At 72.3% G+C, this 17,977-nt stretch carries 16 protein-coding genes and 1 tRNA gene; 9 read left to right on the forward strand and 8 right to left on the reverse strand.

The window, feature by feature from the left end; translation table 11 throughout:
- Nucleotides 1–63 precede the first annotated feature (63 nt).
- From N538_RS0105545 to N538_RS0105560, 4 genes are read left to right on the forward strand one after another with little or no spacing between them, the layout of a single operon-like run.
- Nucleotides 64–1,503, forward strand: coding sequence for a trehalose-6-phosphate synthase (locus tag N538_RS0105545; RefSeq protein ID WP_028636487.1), 1,440 nt, complete (start codon nucleotides 64–66; stop codon nucleotides 1,501–1,503).
- Between the two features lie 16 nt (nucleotides 1,504–1,519).
- A complete protein-coding gene (locus tag N538_RS0105550; RefSeq protein WP_028636488.1) occupies nucleotides 1,520–2,785 on the forward strand; it encodes an alpha/beta fold hydrolase in 1,266 nt (421 codons plus the stop codon).
- Between the two features lie 19 nt (nucleotides 2,786–2,804).
- The gene (locus N538_RS0105555) at nucleotides 2,805–4,139 is read left to right on the forward strand and encodes an MFS transporter (RefSeq protein ID WP_028636489.1); all 1,335 of its coding nucleotides are present in this window, start codon (nucleotides 2,805–2,807) and stop codon (nucleotides 4,137–4,139) included.
- Entirely contained in the window at nucleotides 4,136–5,572 is a 1,437-nt protein-coding gene (locus N538_RS0105560) for a pyridoxal phosphate-dependent decarboxylase family protein (RefSeq protein WP_028636490.1), read from the forward strand. The genes N538_RS0105555 and N538_RS0105560 overlap by 4 nt, the downstream gene beginning before the upstream one ends.
- Here N538_RS0105560 and N538_RS0105565 read toward each other — a convergent pair.
- The 3 genes from N538_RS0105565 to N538_RS27220 are packed head-to-tail and all read right to left on the reverse strand — an operon-like array spanning nucleotide 5,569 to nucleotide 7,771.
- Nucleotides 5,569–6,480: a carbohydrate kinase family protein gene (locus tag N538_RS0105565; protein WP_028636491.1), complete on the reverse strand. Its 912-nt coding sequence runs from the start codon at nucleotides 6,478–6,480 to the stop codon at nucleotides 5,569–5,571. The two genes, N538_RS0105560 and N538_RS0105565, sit on opposite strands and share 4 nt — an antisense overlap.
- Nucleotides 6,477–7,121: a class II aldolase/adducin family protein gene (locus tag N538_RS0105570; RefSeq protein WP_028636492.1), complete on the reverse strand. Its 645-nt coding sequence runs from the start codon at nucleotides 7,119–7,121 to the stop codon at nucleotides 6,477–6,479. The genes N538_RS0105565 and N538_RS0105570 overlap by 4 nt, the downstream gene beginning before the upstream one ends.
- Complete coding sequence (locus tag N538_RS27220) at nucleotides 7,118–7,771, reverse strand: TetR/AcrR family transcriptional regulator (RefSeq protein ID WP_028636493.1); 654 nt, start codon at nucleotides 7,769–7,771, stop codon at nucleotides 7,118–7,120. Before N538_RS27220 ends, N538_RS0105570 begins: the two co-directional genes overlap by 4 nt.
- A gap of 64 nt (nucleotides 7,772–7,835) precedes the next feature.
- Between N538_RS27220 and N538_RS0105580 the strand changes: the two genes are divergently transcribed.
- The 4 genes from N538_RS0105580 to N538_RS0105595 all read left to right on the forward strand — a co-directional run bounded on the left by N538_RS0105580 (nucleotide 7,836) and on the right by N538_RS0105595 (nucleotide 11,951).
- Nucleotides 7,836–9,326 carry a flavin monoamine oxidase family protein gene (locus N538_RS0105580; protein ID WP_155991975.1) on the forward strand — a complete coding sequence of 497 codons (1,491 nt, stop codon included), beginning with the start codon at nucleotides 7,836–7,838 and terminating at the stop codon, nucleotides 9,324–9,326.
- Nucleotides 9,323–10,348, forward strand: coding sequence for a hypothetical protein (locus N538_RS0105585; protein WP_028636495.1), 1,026 nt, complete (start codon nucleotides 9,323–9,325; stop codon nucleotides 10,346–10,348). Before N538_RS0105580 ends, N538_RS0105585 begins: the two co-directional genes overlap by 4 nt.
- A gap of 9 nt (nucleotides 10,349–10,357) precedes the next feature.
- Nucleotides 10,358–11,053 (forward strand): uracil-DNA glycosylase, encoded by a 696-nt coding sequence (locus tag N538_RS0105590; RefSeq protein WP_028636496.1) that lies wholly within the window; start codon nucleotides 10,358–10,360, stop codon nucleotides 11,051–11,053.
- A gap of 124 nt (nucleotides 11,054–11,177) precedes the next feature.
- Nucleotides 11,178–11,951: a dioxygenase family protein gene (locus N538_RS0105595; protein WP_028636497.1), complete on the forward strand. Its 774-nt coding sequence runs from the start codon at nucleotides 11,178–11,180 to the stop codon at nucleotides 11,949–11,951.
- Nucleotides 11,952–12,037: 86 nt separating this feature from the next.
- Here N538_RS0105595 and N538_RS0105600 read toward each other — a convergent pair whose 3' ends face one another.
- From N538_RS0105600 to N538_RS0105615, 4 genes are read right to left on the reverse strand one after another with little or no spacing between them, the layout of a single operon-like run.
- Nucleotides 12,038–12,988, reverse strand: a complete 951-nt coding sequence (locus tag N538_RS0105600) for an aldo/keto reductase (protein WP_028636498.1) — start codon at nucleotides 12,986–12,988, stop codon at nucleotides 12,038–12,040.
- A 29-nt stretch (nucleotides 12,989–13,017) separates the two neighbouring features.
- Nucleotides 13,018–13,503 (reverse strand): cupin domain-containing protein, encoded by a 486-nt coding sequence (locus tag N538_RS0105605; RefSeq protein ID WP_028636499.1) that lies wholly within the window; start codon nucleotides 13,501–13,503, stop codon nucleotides 13,018–13,020.
- Between the two features lie 18 nt (nucleotides 13,504–13,521).
- Nucleotides 13,522–15,081, reverse strand: coding sequence for a succinic semialdehyde dehydrogenase (locus N538_RS0105610; RefSeq protein ID WP_028636500.1), 1,560 nt, complete (start codon nucleotides 15,079–15,081; stop codon nucleotides 13,522–13,524).
- A 3-nt stretch (nucleotides 15,082–15,084) separates the two neighbouring features.
- On the reverse strand, nucleotides 15,085–16,728 hold the full coding sequence (locus N538_RS0105615) for a GMC family oxidoreductase (RefSeq protein ID WP_028636501.1): 1,644 nt from the start codon (nucleotides 16,726–16,728) through the stop codon (nucleotides 15,085–15,087).
- 87 nt (nucleotides 16,729–16,815) lie between these two features.
- Between N538_RS0105615 and pdxY the strand changes: the two genes are divergently transcribed.
- The gene (gene pdxY / locus N538_RS0105620; protein WP_028636502.1) at nucleotides 16,816–17,667 is read left to right on the forward strand and encodes a pyridoxal kinase PdxY; all 852 of its coding nucleotides are present in this window, start codon (nucleotides 16,816–16,818) and stop codon (nucleotides 17,665–17,667) included.
- Between the two features lie 227 nt (nucleotides 17,668–17,894).
- Here pdxY and N538_RS0105625 read toward each other — a convergent pair.
- A tRNA-Thr gene (locus tag N538_RS0105625) sits at nucleotides 17,895–17,967 on the reverse strand.
- Nucleotides 17,968–17,977 lie beyond the last annotated feature (10 nt).

Here is a 17,977-nt window from a genome sequence, read left to right on the forward strand (position 1 = left end):
TGCCAGCCCGACGACCTCGGTCGTGCGAGCCCGACACCTCGCACGCGGACTAGGGTGACCGTCGTGGGTGCACCCGGCTCTGCAGACCTCGTCATCGTCGCGAACCGCCTCCCCGTGGACCGCGTGGAGGAGCCCGACGGCTCAGCGGGCTGGCGGCGCTCGCCAGGGGGCCTGGTCTCGGCGCTCGAGCCGGTGATGCGTGAGAACGACGGGATCTGGATCGGCTGGCCGGGCGGCACCGAGCAGGACCTCCAGCCGTTCCAGGACGACGGCCTCGACCTGGTGCCGATGACGATGACGGCCGAGGAGATCTCCGACTTCTACGAGGGGTTCTCGAACGCGACCCTCTGGCCGCTGTACCACGACGTGGTCGCCAAGCCGGAGTTCCACCGGAAGTGGTGGGACGCCTACGTGTCGGTCAACCGCCGCTTCGCGGAGCGCGCCGCGGAGGTCGCCGCCGAGCACTCGACGGTGTGGGTGCACGACTACCAGCTGCAGCTGGTGCCGGCGATGCTGCGCGAGCTGCGCCCCGACCTGCGCATCGGGTTCTACCTGCACATCCCGTTCCCGCCCAACGAGCTGTTCTCCCAGCTGCCGTGGCGGCGGCAGCTCCTGGAGGGGCTGCTGGGCGCGGACCTGGTCGGCTTCCAGCTCAGCGGTGCCGCCCAGAACTTCATCCGGCTGGTCCGCAGGCGCGTCGGCCACAAGACGCACCGCGACCTCGTCTACCTGCCCGACGGCCGGATGGTGCGCGCGGCGGCGTTCCCGATCTCGATCGATGCGACGGCGTACGAGGACCTGGCCCGCTCGCCCGAGGTCACCGAGCGCGCCAAGGAGATCCGCGAGGCGGTCGGCAACCCGCGCCGGATCTTCCTGGGTGTGGACCGGCTCGACTACACCAAGGGCATCTACGCCAGGCTGCGCGCGTTCGGCGAGCTGATCGCCGAGGGGAGCCTCGACGTGGAGGACGCCGTGTTCGTCCAGGTCGCGACTCCGTCGCGCGAGCAGGTCGAGCAGTACCGCATCCTCCGCGACGACATCGAGCGCCTCGTCGGCCGGATCAACGGCGACCTCGGGAAGATCGGACAGCCGGTCATCCACTACCTGCACTCGTCGTATCCGCGCGAGGAGATGGCGGCGTTCTTCCGGGCCGCCGACGTCATGGTCGTCACGCCGTTGCGCGACGGGATGAACCTGGTCGCGAAGGAGTACGTCGCGTGCCGGTTCGAGGATGACGGCGCGCTCGTGCTCTCGGAGTTCGCCGGCGCCGCCGAGGAGCTGCGGCAGGCCTGGCTGGTGAACCCGTACGACATCAACGGCATGAAGGCGGCGCTCCGGGAGGCCTACGACGCCGACGGGCGCGACCTCGCCCGGCGGATGCGGGCGATGCGGAAGACCGTCACGCAGCACGACGTCTCCGCCTGGGCGCGGTCGTTCCTGCACGAGCTGTCGTCGGTGCGGCCGTCGCACGGCAAGACGGTCCGCCCCGCGAAGCGCTCCTGACCCGTAGTCTCCCGCCATGGACCTGGTGCCCAAGCCCGACCAGCTGGTCGCCGCCGCGGGCAACGTGGCCCACGTCGTGATGTACGGCGGGCTCGCCGATCTCCGCCCGATGCCGCGCACGCTCATCGACGAGGGCACGCTGCGCGAGGTGTACCACTACCGCCCCGCGGTGAATGTCCGCGCCCAGGGCGACCCGGTCCTGCTGGTCACCCCACTGGCCGCGCCGGCGATCTGCTTCGACCTCCGGCGCGGCTGCTCGGTGGTCCAGCACTTCGTCGAGGGCGGGCGGCCGACGTACCTCGTGGAGTACGGCACCGTCTCGTTCCGCGACCGCAACCTCGGCCTCGAGCACTGGGTGGAAGAGGTCGTGCCTACGGCTGTGCGCGAGGTGTCCGCCCACGCCGGCGGGCGCCCCGTGCATGTGGTCGGCTGGAGCCTCGGCGGCATCTTCGCGATGCTCGCGGCCGCGGACGCCCCCGACCTGCCCATCGCGTCGCTGTCGGTGATCGGCTCCCCGGTCGACGTCACCAAGGTGCCGCTGGTCGCGCCGCTGCGGCCGCTGCTCGACCTGACCCGTGGGCACGGGCTGGTGACGCGCGCCTACCGCGCGGCCGGCGGCGCGCCCACGCCGCTGGTCCGGTGGGCGTTCCAGCTCTCGTCCTTCCAGAAGCTCGTCACCAAGCCGATCGCGATCGCCACCCACCTCGACGACGCCGACTTCCTGGCGCAGCTCGAGGCGGTGGACCGGTTCACCGCGCAGATGACGGCGTACCCGGGACGCAGCTTCGGGCAGCTCTACCACCGGTTCGCGAAGGGGAACGCCCTCGCGGCGGGCTCGGTCCTCGTCGGCGCCCACGAGGTCTCGCTCGCCGACATCAAGGCACCCGTCCTCGTCTTCGCGGGCGCCACCGACGGCATCGCCCCGGTCGCGGCGGTCAGGGCCGTCGTGCCGCTCCTGTCCGGCGCGCGGGACGTCCGCTTCGAGATCGTCCCGGGCGGCCACCTCGGCATGCTCACCGGCCGAGCCGCGCGGGGTACGACGTGGCGGGTGCTGGACGAGTGGATCGAGCAGTGGTCGGGCACCGACGACCCGCAGGGCGTCGTGCCGAGGAAGAAGCCCGCGACGCGCAAGAAGGCGGCCCCCGCGAAGAAGGCGGGCCCCGCGAAGAAGACTGCCGCGAAGAAGACTGCGGCGAAGAAGCCCGCCCCGTCCACGGAGAGCATCGGCTCGAACCCGAGCCGGCGCTACGGGTCCGGGGGTTCGCGGGCGCTCTCCCGCTGAGGCCCGCTAGTTTGCGGGCATGCCAGCGACCGACAGCCTGCCGCGCTCCGTCCGGGTGGGCTACGGGTCGGGCTCCGTGGCCACCGGCGCCTTCGGCACGGTCCCGGGCCTGATGCTGCTGCCCTACCTCACCGACAGCCTCGGCATCGCCGCGCTCGCGGCCGGGTTCATCGTGTTCCTCCCCAAGGCGTGGGACGTCGTCCTGAACCCGGTCGCGGGCCGGATCAGCGATCGGACGGTCGACCCGCGCGGCCCGCGCCGGCCGTGGTTGCTGCGCGCCGGCCTGGGCCTGGCGGCCGGGTTCGCGCTGCTGTTCGCGGCTCCGGACATGGCGGTGGGACTCGAGGCGCTGTGGGTGCTCGCGCTCTTCCTGGCCTGCGCGACGGCGTACGCCTTCTTCCAGGTGCCGTACGTCGCGATGCCCGCCGAGCTGACCGCGTCGTACGACGAGCGCACCCGGCTGATGACGTGGCGGGTCGCGATCCTGGCCTTCACGATCATGCTCGCCGGCGCGACCGCGCCGGCGATCCGCGACGCGGTCGGTGGCCGGGCCGGCTACCGGGTGATGGGCGTCGTGATGGCCGTGATCATCCTGGTCGGGGTGGTCAGCGCGTACGTCGGGACCCGCCGCGCTCCGGTCACCGCGCCGCAGCCGGGCGCCGGTGGCCTGCGCGACCAGCTGCGCATCGTCGCGACCGCGCGGGACTTCCGCTGGCTGCTCACGACGTTCGTGATCCAGGCGCTCGCCACCGGTTGCATGCTCGCCGGCGTCGACTACCTCGCGAGGAACGTGCTGGGCAAGGACGGGGCCTCGACGATCCTGTTCGTCTGCTTCGTCGGCCCCGCCCTCCTGCTCACGCCCGCCTGGGCAGCGATCGGCACCCGCATCGGCAAGAAGAGCGGGTACGTCGCCTCCTCGGCCTTCCTCGCCGCCGGCGCCCTGCTCGCCGCGACGGCGCAGGTGGCGCCGGCCGCGCTGGTCTATCTCGCGGTCGTGCTCGTCGGCGTCGGGTACGCCGGCTGCCAGGTGTTCCCGATGGCGATGCTCCCGGACGCCGCGGCGGTCGACGCCCGGCGCACCGGCTCCAACCGGGCCGGCGTCTACACCGGCGTGTGGACCGCCGGCGAGACGCTGGGCCTCGCGCTCGGCCCTGCGATCTTCGCGCTCGTCCTCGCGATCGGCGGCTACCGGTCCTCGACCGACGACGAGCACGTCCTCCAGCCCGACTCCGCGCTCACCGCGATCACCCTCGGCTTCTCGGTGCTGCCGGCGGTGCTGGTCCTGGCCAGCCTGTGGTGGCTGCGGAGGTACTCGCTGAGCGCCGACGAGGTCGATGAGAGCGTGCCGGCATGAGCGACGCCCTCGCCCGCCTGCGCGAGATGCAGGCCGCCGACCTCCCGGTGCACGGCGGCCGCACCCTGGCCTACGTCTACGACTCCGGGCTGCCGGACGTCGACCGCATCGGCCGCGAGGCCGTCGCGGCGTACGCCGGCTCGAACGGCCTCGACCCCACGGCGTTCCCGAGCCTGCTCCAGATGGAGAACGACCTGGTCGGATTCACCGCGGACCTCCTGGACGCACCCGGCACCGCGGTCGGCACCGTCACCTCCGGCGGCACCGAGTCGTGCCTGCTCGCGGTGCAGTCGGCCCGCGACAGCCGCCCGGACGTCGAACACCCGCGCATGGTGGTGCCGTCGACCGTGCACGCGGCGTTCCTGAAGGCCGCGCACTACTTCCGGGTCGAGGCCGTGGTCGTGCCGGTCGGACCCGACTTCCGCGTCGACCCGGCCGCGATGGCCGCCGCGCTCGACGACGACCTGCACCGCACCGTGCTCGCGGTCGTGTCCGCGCCGTCCTATGCCCACGGGGTCGTCGACCCGGTCAGCGAGGTCGCGGCCACGGCGGCCGAGCGCGGCCTCCGCTGCCACGTCGACGCGTGCATCGGTGGCTGGGTGCTGCCGTACGCCGCCCGACTGGGTCGCCCGGTCCCGCCGTGGACGTTCGCCGTCGACGGCGTCACGTCGATCTCGGTCGACCTGCACAAGTACGCCTACGCACCCAAGGGCACGTCGGTCCTGCTGCACCGCACGTCGGAGCACCGCCGCCCGCAGTACTTCGCGCACGCCGACTGGCCGGGCTACACGATGCTCAACTCCACGATGCAGTCCACGAAGTCGGGCGGGCCCCTGGCCGGCGCGTGGGCGGTGGTGCGGTCGCTGGGCGACACGGGGTACGAGCTCCTCTCCCGAGAGGTCTTCGAAGCCGTCGACCGGATCGTGGCAGGCGTCGCCGACATCGCTGCCCTGCGCCTGGTCGTCCCGCCCGACTCCACCCTGCTCGCGCTGGCGACCGACGCGACCTGCGACCCGTTCACCGTCTGCGACGAGATGGCCGCGCGCGGCTGGTACGTCCAGCCGCAGATGGGCCACGGCGGCTGGCCCGCGACCATCCACCTCTCGGTCAGCGCGGCGACGAACGCGCACGTGGACGAGCTCCTCGGCGCGCTCCGCGAGGCGGTCGCGGCGGCCGTCGCCGCGGGGCCGGTCGGCGTCGACCCCGGCGTCGCCGCGTTCATCGAGGCCCTCGACCCGGCGATCCTCTCCGAGGAGGACTTCGACGGGCTGCTGGTCGCCGCGGGCCTGGTCGGCGCCGGCGACCGGCCGGGCGGCCTGGCGCTGCCCGACCGGATGGCCGAGGTGAACGCGATGCTCGACCTGGCCTCGCCGCGGATGCGCGAGGCGCTCCTGGTGGCGTTCCTCGATCGCCTCCAGCGCCCGAACCGCTAGCCGGCGAGGGCAACCACGGTGTCGAGGTCGTAGCTCCCCGCGTCGGTGCCGAGGCCCGTCGCCACCTGCGCGGCCGTCGCGCAGCCGAGCCGGGCAGCGGCCCCCAGGTCGAGACCCAGCGACAGCCCGCGCAGGAACCCGGCGGAGAACGCGTCGCCGCAGCCGGTCGTGTCCACCACGTCGATCGGGTACGCCGGCACCTCGATCACCTCGTCCGCGGTGACGACCAGGGCGCCCTTGCTGCCCTGGGTCACCGCCACGCAGCCGGCGCCCGCGTCGACGAGCGCGCGGGCGCCGTCGGCCAGTGACGAGGCGCCGGTGAAGCCCAGCACCTGCTCGTCGTTCGGCAGCAGGTAGTCGGTGTGCGGGAGCGCGTCGCCGATCCAGGCCAGCAGGTCCGGGTCGCCCGGTGCGAGGATGTCGAGCGAGGTCACGGCACCGGTCGAGCGCGCGTGGGCGAGCAGCTTGCCGGCCGCCTCGCCGCCCAGGAACTCCGGCCCGCCGAGGTGCACGTGCGTGATGCCGTCCAGGTCCGCCAGGTCCAGGTCGTCGAGGGTGAAGGCGCCGTTCGCGCCGATGCAGTGCCACGCCGGGCGGTCGCCGTTCGGGCGCACCGGGATCACCGACGCCGAGGTCTGGTGGCCGGGCTTGCGGACCAGCCCGCTCACGTCCACGCCCTCGCGGGACAGCAGCGCGAGCAGGGTGTCCGCGATCGGGTCGGTGCCCACGCCACCGAAGGACAGCACCTCGGCGCCGAGCCGGCTGAGCACGACGGCGGTCCCGCCCGCGGTACCTGCCGGGGACATCCGGATCGTCTCGACCAGCTGGCCGTCCGAGCCGTCCGGGATCGACCCGATCCCGATCACGTGGGTGTCGAGGACGTGGACGCCGACGGTGGCGATCTTCATCGGGGGTTCTCCTGGGTCGTGCCGTAGCTGGTCTGCAGGGCCTGGGTGATGACGTCGAGCTGCTGCTGCTCGGTGAGCAGCCGCGGGGTGCCGAGCGCGGTGGCGCGGTGGTGGAGGGCAGCGAGCCACTCGAGCAGCAACGCGTTCTCCACCGCCTTCGCGAGGGTGGCGCCGACCGCGACGGAGCCGTGGTTGGCCATCAGCGCGGCCTGCCGGCCGTGCAGCGCGGCGAGCACACCGTCGGCGAGCTCGGGCGTCCCGAACGTCGCGTACGGCGCGACGCGCACCTCTCCGCCCAGCAGCAGCTGCTGGTAGTGCAGCACCGGCAGCTCGACGAGGACGCACGCCGCCGCGGTGGAGTACGGCGCGTGCGTGTGGACGACCGCGGCCGATCCGCTGCCGGCGTGGACGCACAGGTGCAGGTCGAGCTCCGAGGTGGGGACGAGTGTGCCCTCGAGCACCTCGCCGGTCGGGGACACGACGGTCACGTCGTCGGCGACGCACTCGGCGAGCACGACACCCGTGCCGGTGATCGCGATCCGGTCGCCCTCGCGGGCCGAGACGTTGCCTGCGGTCCCGATGAGGAGTCCCTCGGCCGCCAGCCGCCGCGACGCGGCGGCGACCTGCTCACGCAGGCTCACTGCCTGACCCCCTTCAGGCCGGCGGGGGTGGCGTAGCGCTCGAGGTAGGCGGTCATCATCGTGATGCCCTCCTCGACGAGGCGCTGGTTCCCGGCGTCGTCGTGCTCGTAGGCGAGCTGGAAGACGCGGTCGCCGACCTCGACGGCCAGGGTCGCGATCTCGAGGTCGATGTCGGGCCGGGCCAGGCCGGAGCCGACGGCGTACTCGAGCAGCATCTTGGCGGTGCTCGCGTTGTGCTCGCGCCCGAACCGGTACACGGCGAGGTTGGTCCGGCCGCGGAGGTAGATCTCCACGAACGCGGGGCGGCGGCGGTAGACCGCGACGTACGCGCCCATCGTGGTGCGCACCAGCGACCCGACCGACAGCACCTCGAGCGCCGCCAGGTCGTCCGCGACCTGCGTGTCCATCTCGTCCATGTCTCGTTGGGCAAGCGCGAGGAGGACGTCCTCCTTGTCGGCGAAGTACTGGTACAGCGAGGCGACCGGGGCGCCGGCGGCTTCCGCGATGTCGCGGGTCGTCAGGGCCTCGACGCCCCGCTCGACCACCAGCCGCGCCGCCGCGTCGAGGAGACCCTCGACGCGGCGACGGCTGCGCTCCTGCCGCGGGACCCGTCGCTTCGGGGATGTGGTCGGGGTCGCAGCCGCAGGCATGGCGACGAGTGTAGGGTACGAAACCGAATCTGACACACGTTCACATTCAATCCCAGGAGCAGCCATGACGCTCACGCGCCGATCCCTCCTCGGCAGTGGCGCCGCCACCGGAGCCCTGCTCGGCACCGGCGCCCTGCACGAGGCCGTCGCCGCCGCCTCACGGCAGGGCTCCCTGCCGAAGCAGGTCGACGCGGTCGTGGTCGGCGGCGGCATCTCCGGGCTCGTCGCCGCGCGCGAGCTCGCCCGCACGGGGCACGACGTGCTGCTGCTCGAGGCCCGCGACCGGGTCGGCGGCCGGGTGCTCAACCACCACCTGTCCGGACCGGGCACCCACGGCGCGACCATCGAGTCCGGGGGCGCGTTCATCGGCCCGACGCAGGACCACATCGCCGCCCTGGCGAAGGAGCTGAAGGTCCCGACGTTCCTGGAGTACAACACCGGGTCGAGCGTCTACGTCTCCTCGACCACCGGCCGGATGGAGTACTCCGGGACCGTGCCGCCGGACCCGACGATCCTCCCCGACGCCGCCGTGCTGCTGCAGCGGATCGACAACATGGCGGCGGAGATCGACGTCGCCGCGCCGTGGACGCACCCGAGCGCGGCCGAGTGGGACGCCCAGACGCTCGGCGAGTGGATCCGCGCGAACGCCGTCAACGGCGAGGGCGTCGAGAACCTCATCGAGTGCTGGACCCAGCCCGGCTTCGGCGCCGACCCCAACGAGCTCTCGCTCCTCTACGTCCTCTGGTACGTCGCGTGCTCGGGCAACGAGCAGAACCCCGGCACCTTCTCGCGCAACTCCGACACCGCGGACGGCGCCCAGGAGCGCCGGTTCGTCGGCGGCTCGCAGCTGATCCCGCTCGGCCTGGCGAAGAGGCTCGGCGACATCGTCACGCTGCGCGCGCCGGTGCGGAGGATCGAGCAGAAGGACGGCCACGTCGTCGTGCACAGCGCCCGCGGCGTGGTCCGGGCGAGGCGCGCGATCGTCGCCGCTCCCCCGCCGCTGGTGCTCGACATCGACTGGTTCCCGAAGCTGCCGGCCAAGCGGCTCCAGCTCCTCCGCCACCTCGACATGGGCCAGCTGATGAAGTGCGACGCCGTCTACGCGAAGCCGTTCTGGCGCGAGGCCGGGCTCAACGGCTTCGGCATCAACGACTCCGGCGCGTGCCGGGCCGTCTTCGACAACTGCCCGAAGGAGGGCGAGCCCGGCGTGCTGCTCGCGTTCGTCGGCGGCGGGACCTGGCGCCAGTACGGCGTGCTGTCCCGGGCCGAGCGCAAGCAGGCCGTGCTCGAGGGGTTCGCCGCGATGTTCGGCGACGAGGCCCTGCACCCGATCGACTACGTCGAGCACGACTGGACCGAGGAGCGCTGGACGACCGGCGGTCCGGTGGCCAACTACGCGCCGGGCACGATGCTGCAGTTCGGCTCGGCGATCCGGAGGCCGTTCGGCCGCGTGCACTGGGCGGGCACCGAGACCTCGACGTACTGGACCGGCTACATGGACGGCGCGGTGCGGGCCGGCGAACGCGCCGCGATCGAGGTGGGGGAGCAGCTGTGAGGCGGCTGCTCCCCGTGCTGGTCGCGGCACTCCTGGTGGCCGCTCCTGCGGCCGCCGTACCTCGAGAGAAGTGGGACACCCAGGTGTTCTCGCTGGTCCCGGCGCCGGGCTACCCGGCGTACGTGCACGTGCACACGAACGGCCGGGTGTACGCCGGCACCTACATCTCGTCGGGCAGCACGGTGCCGTCGAGGGTGTTCGAGTGGACGAAGGACGGCGCCCTGCTGCGGTCCTGGCGGGTGCCCGGCCAGCACCTCGACGAGGACCACGGCGTGCAGGTCGCGAACCAGACGAGGAGAGGGCGGCTGGTTCTCCTGGAGACCTCGACGAGGTCGGTCCTCACCCTCGACGTGACGACCGGGAGGTTCCGCCGGGTGGCGACCTTCCCGGAGGGCGCGATCCCCAACTATGCCTCGTGGGGCCCGGGCGGCGCGCTCTATGTCACCGACTACGGCCAGGGCGTGATCTGGCGGCTGCCTCACGGCTCGCACACGCCCCAGCGGTGGCTCGAGTCGCCGGCGCTGGCGGGCGCGATCGAGTTCGGCACCACCGGCATCCGCTACCGCCCCGGCCGGCACGACTTCCTCATCACCCAGCAGACCGTGAGCGACGGCAGCGACCTGCCGACCAACGGGGCTCTCTACCGACTGCCGGTCCGAGACGACGGCTCGCCCGGAGAGCTCGAGACGCTGTGGACCTCACAGCCCGGCGATCTGCCGGACGGCTTCGGCATCGGGCGGTCCGGCCACCTGTACGTCGCCCTCGCCGGGCTGTCGAACCAGCTCGTCGAGCTGACCGCAGCGGGAGAAGAGGTGGCGCGCTTCCCGGACGCGCCGCTGACCGGAGACAACGGCTCGCCGATCCCGTTCGACACCCCGTGCAGCGCGACGTTCCTCGGCAAGCGGGTGCTGGTCGCCAACCAGTCCGCTGTCGAGGGCGACAGGACCCACCAGGCGATCCTCGACGTGTACGTCGGCGAGGCCGGGCGGGCGCCGTACCTGCCGAGGCGCGCGACCCTCTAGCCTCCCGGCATGGGCGGCGCACTCGCGGGACTCGTCGACAAGGGCCTGATGGCGCCGGACTGGGCCGAGGCCCTGGCGCCGGTGGACGACCGGATCGGCGCGATGGGCCGGTTCCTGCGGGAGGAGAACGCCGCGGGCCGGGGCTACCAGCCCGCCGGCGACCGGGTCTTCCGGGCGTTCCAGCGGCCGCTGTCCGAGGTCCGCGTGCTCGTCGTCGGGCAGGACCCGTACCCCAACCCGGGCCACCCGATCGGCCTGTCCTTCGCCGTCGACGCCCACGTGCGGCCGCTGCCGCCGAGCCTGGTCAACATCTACACCGAGCTGCGGTCCGACCTCGGCATCGAGCCACCGCCGCACGGCGACCTGACCGCGTGGGCCGACCAGGGCGTGATGCTGCTCAACCGAGCACTGACCGTGCAGCCGCACAAGTCGGCCGCGCACCGCGGCAAGGGCTGGGAGCCGATCACCCAGTGCGCGATCGAGGCGCTGGTACGCCGCGGCGGCGCGTGCGTTGCGATCCTGTGGGGCAGCGACGCCCGCAACCTCAGGCCGATGCTCGGCGCGGTCCCGGTGGTCGAGTCCCCGCACCCGTCGCCCCTGTCGGCGTACCGCGGCTTCTTCGGCTCCCGGCCGTTCAGCCAGGTGAACGCGCTGCTTGAGCAGCAGGGCGGCGAGCCGGTGGACTGGCGGATCCCGGCGGCCTGACCAGCGGGACCTTCGCGCGTTCCGGCTGCGCGGGTGCCGCATCGCCTGGCACCCGGGCTGGACTAGGGGTCTGGTCCCGGCGCCAAAGGGAATACAGTTGAAGATACAACCAGTTGAGGTGAACATGACCGACCGGATGCCTGCCCTCTACATCGGCCACGGTGCGCCGCCGCTCCTCGACGACCCGACCTGGTCCGGCCAGCTCGCGGCCTGGGCGCAGGACCTGCCGCGCCCGAAGGCGATCCTGATCGTCAGCGCGCACTGGGAGTCCGCGCCGGTGATGCTCTCCGCGAGCGGCGCGCCCCTCGTCTACGACTTCGGCGGCTTCGACGAGAAGTACTACCGGATGACCTACGAGACGCCGGACGCGTCCGCGCTCGCCGCCCGCGTGGCCGCGATGATGCCGGCGACCGAGCCGGTGCACCAGCACGCCAGCCGCGGCCTCGACCACGGCGCGTGGGTGCCCCTGCGGATCATGTACCCCGAGGCCGACGTCCCGGTGCTGCAGCTGTCGCTGCCCACCCAGGACCCGGTCCGGCTGCTGGCACTCGGCGAGCGGCTCCGGCCGCTGCGGGACGAGGGCGTGCTGATCATCGGATCCGGCTTCCTCACCCACGGCCTCCCCTTCCTGACCGAGTGGCGCATCGACGCGGCCGCCCCGGGCTGGTCCACCGACTTCGACGCGTGGGCCGGCGAGGCCCTGGCGCGCGGCGACGTCGACGCGCTCGCCCGCTACCGCACCGAGGCGCCCGGCATGCCGTACGCCCACCCGACCGTCGAGCACTACACGCCGCTCTTCGTCACCCTCGGCGCCGCCACCGACCCCGAGTCCCCCGGCCTCCAGGTCATCGACGGGTTCTGGATGGGGCTGTCGAAGCGCTCGCTGCAGGTTGCCTGACACGTCGGGTTTCACCGGCTGACCGGAGAAACCCGACCGACACGCCGGGCACCATCGGCGTGTCCGTCGGGTTTCCCCGGACAAGTTCAGCCCGCGGTCACCGCGTCGAGCTCGACCAGGTCGTCCTCGGAGGGCCGCCAGCGCAGCGCCGCGGCGTTCGCGCGGACCTGGTCGCCCGAGGTCGCACCCGAGATCACCGAGGCGACCGCGGGCTGGGCGGCGAGGCCGGCGACGGCCACGTCGAGCGGGGTGAGGTCGCGCGCCGCGGCGTACGTCTCGAAGGCCTCGATGCGGTCCCAGTCGGCGTTCCTCAGCCACGAAGACCGGGCCGGGTCGAGCGCGGCGCGCGATCCCGCCGGCGCATCGGCGCCGCGCTTGTACTTGCCCGTCAGCAGGCCGTACTCCAGCGGGAAGAATGGCAGCAGGCCGAGGCCGAACTGCGTCGCGGCCGGCACGACCTCCGCCTCGACCGTGCGGTCGAGCAGCGAGTAGCGGTTCTGCACCGAGACGAACGCCTCGAGGCCCGCGGAGCGGGCCGTCCAGGCGGCGTCGGCGACCTGCCAGCCGGCGAAGTTCGAGCAGCCGACGTACCGCACCTTGCCCTCGCGGACCAGGTCGGTGAGCGCGGACAGCGTCTCCTCGATCGGCGTCACGCCGTCGGGCTCGTGCAGCTGGTAGAGGTCGACGTGGTCGGTCCTCAGCCGCCGCAGGGACGCCTCGACCGCACGGCGTACGTAGCGGCGCGAGGCGCGTGCGCCGAAGTCGGCACCGTTCGCGCCACGCATGTCCATGCCGAACTTGGTCGCGACCACGAAGTCGTCGCGCTGCCCCTGCAGCGCCTCACCGAGCAGCTCCTCGCTGGCGCCGGCCGGATCGCCGTAGATGTCCGCCGTGTCGAGCAGCGTCACGCCGACGTCGCGCGCCGCGGCCAGGATGCCGCGCACGCCGGCCAGGTCGACGCGCCGCCCGAACGCGTTGCAGCCGACACCGACCGCGCTCACCATGAGTCCCGAGCTGCCCAGCGGGCGGTAGGTCATCTCCACGGCAGCGACAGTACGTCGCGGTGTCACACCCAGTACGTGTCGTGGCGGAGCATGAATTCCGCGCGCTGCTCCTCGGTCATCTGCTCGCCCCTCGCGAGGGTCTCGAAGTAGTCCTCGCGCGGGCCGCCCGGCGCGAACATCAGCAGCATCGACGCCCCGCCACCACCGCGGAAGCCGTGCAGCCCGCCCTCGGGCACGTAGAGGAAGTCGCCGCTGCGCGCGGTGACCCACTCGCGCCCGTCGTACAGCCGCACCTCGCCGGAGAGCACGTAGAACTGCTCGGAGATGGCCCGGTGGAAGTGCGGGTCCGGCCCGGTCTCGGCGTCGCCGAAGGTCCAGCGGTAGAGCCCGAAGCGGCCCGCGGTCTGCTCGCCGGTGGCGAGGTACTCGCACGTCCCGCCGCCGCGGTAGGTGATCTCGGGCGGCTCGTCGTCGCGCCGGATCCACGCCGAGACCTCACCGCCCTCGCCGTGGTAGGTGTCGGGCGGGTACGGCCGGGGCAGCGACATGCCCCCAACGTACGACGGTCAGCGGATGCCGGTCTTCCGCATCATCCGCAGCCCGCCGAGCATCCCCTTGACGTACTTGTCGTAGTCCTGGCCGGGCTTCGCGCCCATCACCTGCTTCTTCAGCACGGCGAGGTTCTGAACGTCGGTGTACTTGAGCATGCCCTGGTCACCGTGCCGCGCGCCGACGCCGGACTGCTTCACGCCGCCGGACGGCGTGCCCTTGGAGGCGAACGCGGTCGCGAGGATGTCGTTGACGTTGACGTTGCCGGACTCGATCCGCCGGCCGACCTGGCAGGCGGTGCTCACGTCGCCGCCCCAGACCGAGGCGTTGAGGCCGTACTCGGTGTCGTTCGCGAGCGCGACCGCCTCGTCGACGGTCCGGTAGGAGTGCAGCGCGACGACCGGGCCGAAGGTCTCGGTGACGCCCGCGAGCATGTCCTTCGTGACGCCCTCGAGGATCGTCGGCTCGAAGAACGCCGGGCCGAGGTCGGGCCGCGGCCTGCCGCCGGTGAGCACCGTGGCGCCCTTGGCGACCGCGTCGTCGACATGCGACTTCACGCGCTCCATGTGGTCGGGAGAGACCAGCGAGCCCATGTCCGGACCGAAGTCGTACGCCGCGCCGATCGTCAGCGCCTCCGTGGCCGCGACGAAGCGGTCGCGGAACTCGGCGTACCGCGACTCGGGCAGGTACATCCGCTCGATGTGCATGCAGATCTGCCCGGTGTTGCCGAACGCACCGAAGATCGCGCCGTGGACGACCTCGTCGAGGTTCGCGTCGTCGAGCACGATCATCGGGTTCTTGCCGCCCAGCTCGAGGCAGCAGCCGATCAGGTTGCGCCCGGCCCGCTCGCCGATCACCCGGCCGGTCGCGGTCGAGCCGGTGAACATCACGTAGTTCGCGTTGTCGATCAGCGTCGGGCCGACGTCCGGGCCTTCGCCGCACACGACCTGGAAGAGACCTTGCGGCAGGCCGGCCTGCTCGAGCATCTGCACGCCGTACAACGGCGACAACGCGGTCTTGTTGTCCGGCTTGAGCACGATCGCGTTGCCGGCCATCAGCGCCGAGATGGAGTCGGAGATGCCGGTCGCGAACGGGAAGTTCCAGGGCGCGATGATGCCGACGACGCCCTTGGGCTGGCGGATCTCGGTGGACGTCGACAGCAGCGGCACCGGCCCGCCCCGCTTGACCGGCGCGAGCAGCTTGGGCGCCCGCTTGAGGTAGTGGCTCATCACCATCACCGGGTCGCAGGTCTCCTCGATCGCCATCCGGCGGTTCTTGCCGCTCTCGGCCTGGATCAGGTCGGTGGTGGTCTGCGCGTTGTCGAGGAACAGGGTGTGCGCGCGCTTGAAGACCGCCAGCCGCTCCTTGAGCGGGCGCGCCGCCCACTCGGCCTGCGCCGCCCGCGCGGTCGCGAACGCCTGCTCGATGTCAGCGGGCGTCGACTGCGGCAGCTCGACGAGGAGGTCACCGGTGTAGACCTCGGTCAGCTTCCACGAGCCCCCGCTGGTCGACGGCACGCGGGCGACCAGGCCCTGGAGGAACGAGTCGGTCAGGGAGGCAGGTCGCTGCAGTGTCATGTCCTAGTGCCCCTTGGATGAGATACGGCCGAGCACGAGGTCGGCGCCGCGCTCACCGATCATGATGGCGGGCGCGTTGGTGTTGCCGCCGGTGATCGACGGCATGATCGACGCGTCGCAGACCCGCAGGCCCTCGACGCCACGGACCCGGAGGTCCGGCGTGACGACCGCGAGCTCGTCCACGCCCATCCGGCAGGTGCCGACGCCGTGGTAGACCGACGTGGCCCGGTTGAGGATCGCGTCCCGCAGGTCCTGGTCCTGGAGCGCGGCGCCCGGGTGGATCTCCTCCTTGACCGCGCCCTTGAACGCCGGGCTCGCGAAGATCTCGCGGGCCATCTCGGAGCCCTCCGCGAGCACCTCGAGGTCGGCGGGGTCGGAGAGGTACTGGAAGTCGATCAGCGGCGACGCCGTCGGATCCGCGGACGCGAGCCGCACGGTGCCGCGGCTCCTGGGGTAGATCAGCGTGGCCAGCACCGTGAGCGCCGTCCGCTTGTCGACGTCGTGGCGGATCGGCTCGTCCTGGTTGGGCGAGACGTAGGCCCACGGCAGGAGGTGCAGCTGGAGGTCCGGTACGCCGTTGGCCTGCGACGTGCGCAGGAACGCGACGGACTCGAAGACCGAGTTCGCGAGGAAGGTCCGCCCGGGCCGCAACGTCTCCATCAGCACCCCCTTGGCGAAGTACGCCGGGGTGCCGCGCATCTTCGTCGACGTGACGTGGAAGGTCAGCGCGTGGAACAGGTGGTCGTGGAGGTTGTCGCCCACGGGCAGGTCGCCGAGCACGTCGATGCCGTGGTCGCGCAGGTGCTGCGCGGGTCCGATGCCGGACAGCATCAGCAGCTGCGCGGAGCCCACGAAGCCCGCCGAGAGGATGACCTCCCTACCGGCGCGGACGGTGCGCTGCGAGCCGTCCTTGTCGGTGACCTCGACGCCGGTCGCGCGGCCGTTATCGATGACGACCTTGCGGACCAGCACCTCGGTCTGCAGCTCCAGCGTCGGCACGTCGAGGTGGTGGAGGTACCCGCGGGACGCCGAGTAGCGCAGGCCGCGCGCGGCGTTCTGCTGCATCCGGCTGACGCCCTCCTGCGAGGCGGCGTTGTAGTCGTCGAGCACGGGCACGCCGAGTGCCTGCGACGTCGCCTCGAGGAACTGCAGCGAGCCCTCCTGCGGGATGCCGTTGCGGGTCACCTTGATCGGGCCGCCGGCGCCGCGGTAGTCGTTCGCGCCGTCCTCGAAGTCCTCCATCCGGCGGTACGCCGCGTTGACCTCGTCGGCCGACCAGCCGGTGTTGCCCTCGGCGGCCCAGGAGTCGTAGTTCGCACGGTTGCCACGCACGTAGACCATGCCGTTGATCGAGCTCGAGCCGCCGACCACCTTGCCGCGCGGCACCGGCATCCTCCGGTCCAGCATGTGCTTCTGCGGCGTGGAGTAGAGGCCCCAGTCCACGCGCGCCTTGAGCTTCGGCTCGGCGTGCATCGGCCCGATCATCCCGGGCTTCTTCACGAGGTACTGCTCGTCGCTCTTGCCGGCCTCGAGCACGATCACGCTCGCCCCGGACTGCGCGAGCCGGCCCGCGATCGTGGCTCCGGAGCTCCCGGAGCCGACCACGACGTAGTCGGCCTCGTTGCGGTACGACGACTTCTTCGCCACGTGCTACCTCTGCTTCACATACCGAGAGAATGTGCGGATCGCCATACTGTAACAAGTTCTAGTTCTCCAGCGCGAGAGGATGCAGCGGTGAAGATCCTGTCGATCCAGTCCTCGGTGGCGTACGGCCACGTCGGCAACTCCGCCGCGGTCTTCCCGCTCCAGCGGCTGGGTCACGAGGTCTGGCCGGTCCTCACCGTGCACTTCTCCAACCACACCGGGTACGGCGCCTGGCGCGGCCCGCTGCTGGCCCCCGAGGACGTGCGCGAGGTGATCGCCGGGATCGACGACCGGGGCGTGCTGGGCGAGGCGGACGCGGTGCTGTCCGGGTACCAGGGCGACCCGGCCGTCGGGGGCGTCATCCTGGACGCCGTGGCGCGGGTGAAGGAGCTGAACCCTAAGGCCGTCTACTGCTGCGACCCGGTGATGGGCGACGTCGGCCGCGGCATGTTCGTGCGGCCGGGCATCCCGGAGTTCATGCGCGACACCGTCGTACCGCAGGCGGACATCCTCACGCCGAACCACTTCGAGCTCGACTTCCTCGCCGGCCGCTCGACCTCGACCCTGCCGGACATCCTGATCGCCGTCGACGAGGTCCGCGACCGCGGCCCGCGTGACGTGCTGGTCACCAGCGTCATCCACGGCGACGTGCCGGACGGGAGGCTGGACATGGTCGCGGTGTCCGGCGACGGCGCCTGGGCCGTCGAGACGCCGCTGCTCCCGATCACCCCGAACGGCTGCGGCGACGTGACCGCCGCGCTCTACCTCGCGCACCTGCGCAGCACCGGCTCCGCCCCGACCGCGCTCGCGCGGGTCGCCGGCACCGTCTTCGCCGTCCTCGAGCAGACCATCGCGGCCGGCACCCGCGAGATCCAGCTGGTCGCGGCGCAGGACGCGATCGCCGACCCGCCGGCGACGTTCGAGGTGCGGCGGCTTCGCTAGCCGTACGGCCCGCTGGACGGACCGCCAGAGCCGGCTCGGGCGACAGCCTCCGCTCACGACGCGCATGTACCGCTCCATCCCGATGACGACCTCGGGGTGCGCGTTCAGCACGTGCAGCAGCGCCGTCGTCCCCGAGCGGGCGAGACCGGCGAGGAAGAGGAGCCGTGGCGTGGTCACCGAGGAGGCAGCCTCCGACGACCGCCCCCGCACCTTCGGGTCGGGACGAGAGCCGGTGACAGGAATCGAACCCGCGACATCGTCTTTACAAGAGACGCGCTCTACCAACTGAGCTACACCGGCAGCGCGCACA

The organism is Nocardioides sp. URHA0032 (assembly GCF_000620645.1).
Taxonomy (GTDB): Bacteria; Actinomycetota; Actinomycetes; order Propionibacteriales; family Nocardioidaceae; genus Nocardioides.

Bases quoted from the DNA above. Each gene is read 5' to 3' on its own strand.
- N538_RS0105605 (WP_028636499.1), bottom strand. From the start codon at position 13,503: ATGTCGCTGCCCCGGCCGTACCCGCCCGACACCTACCACGGCGAGGGC.
- N538_RS0105580 (WP_155991975.1), top strand. From the start codon at position 7,836: ATGACGCTCACGCGCCGATCCCTCCTCGGCAGTGGCGCCGCCACCGGA.
- N538_RS0105600 (WP_028636498.1), bottom strand. From the start codon at position 12,988: ATGACCTACCGCCCGCTGGGCAGCTCGGGACTCATGGTGAGCGCGGTC.
- N538_RS27220 (WP_028636493.1), bottom strand. From the start codon at position 7,771: ATGCCTGCGGCTGCGACCCCGACCACATCCCCGAAGCGACGGGTCCCG.
- N538_RS0105565 (WP_028636491.1), bottom strand. From the start codon at position 6,480: ATGAAGATCGCCACCGTCGGCGTCCACGTCCTCGACACCCACGTGATC.
- N538_RS0105550 (WP_028636488.1), top strand. From the start codon at position 1,520: ATGGACCTGGTGCCCAAGCCCGACCAGCTGGTCGCCGCCGCGGGCAAC.
- N538_RS0105560 (WP_028636490.1), top strand. From the start codon at position 4,136: ATGAGCGACGCCCTCGCCCGCCTGCGCGAGATGCAGGCCGCCGACCTC.
- N538_RS0105610 (WP_028636500.1), bottom strand. From the start codon at position 15,081: ATGACACTGCAGCGACCTGCCTCCCTGACCGACTCGTTCCTCCAGGGC.
- N538_RS0105590 (WP_028636496.1), top strand. From the start codon at position 10,358: ATGGGCGGCGCACTCGCGGGACTCGTCGACAAGGGCCTGATGGCGCCG.
- N538_RS0105595 (WP_028636497.1), top strand. From the start codon at position 11,178: ATGACCGACCGGATGCCTGCCCTCTACATCGGCCACGGTGCGCCGCCG.
- N538_RS0105555 (WP_028636489.1), top strand. From the start codon at position 2,805: ATGCCAGCGACCGACAGCCTGCCGCGCTCCGTCCGGGTGGGCTACGGG.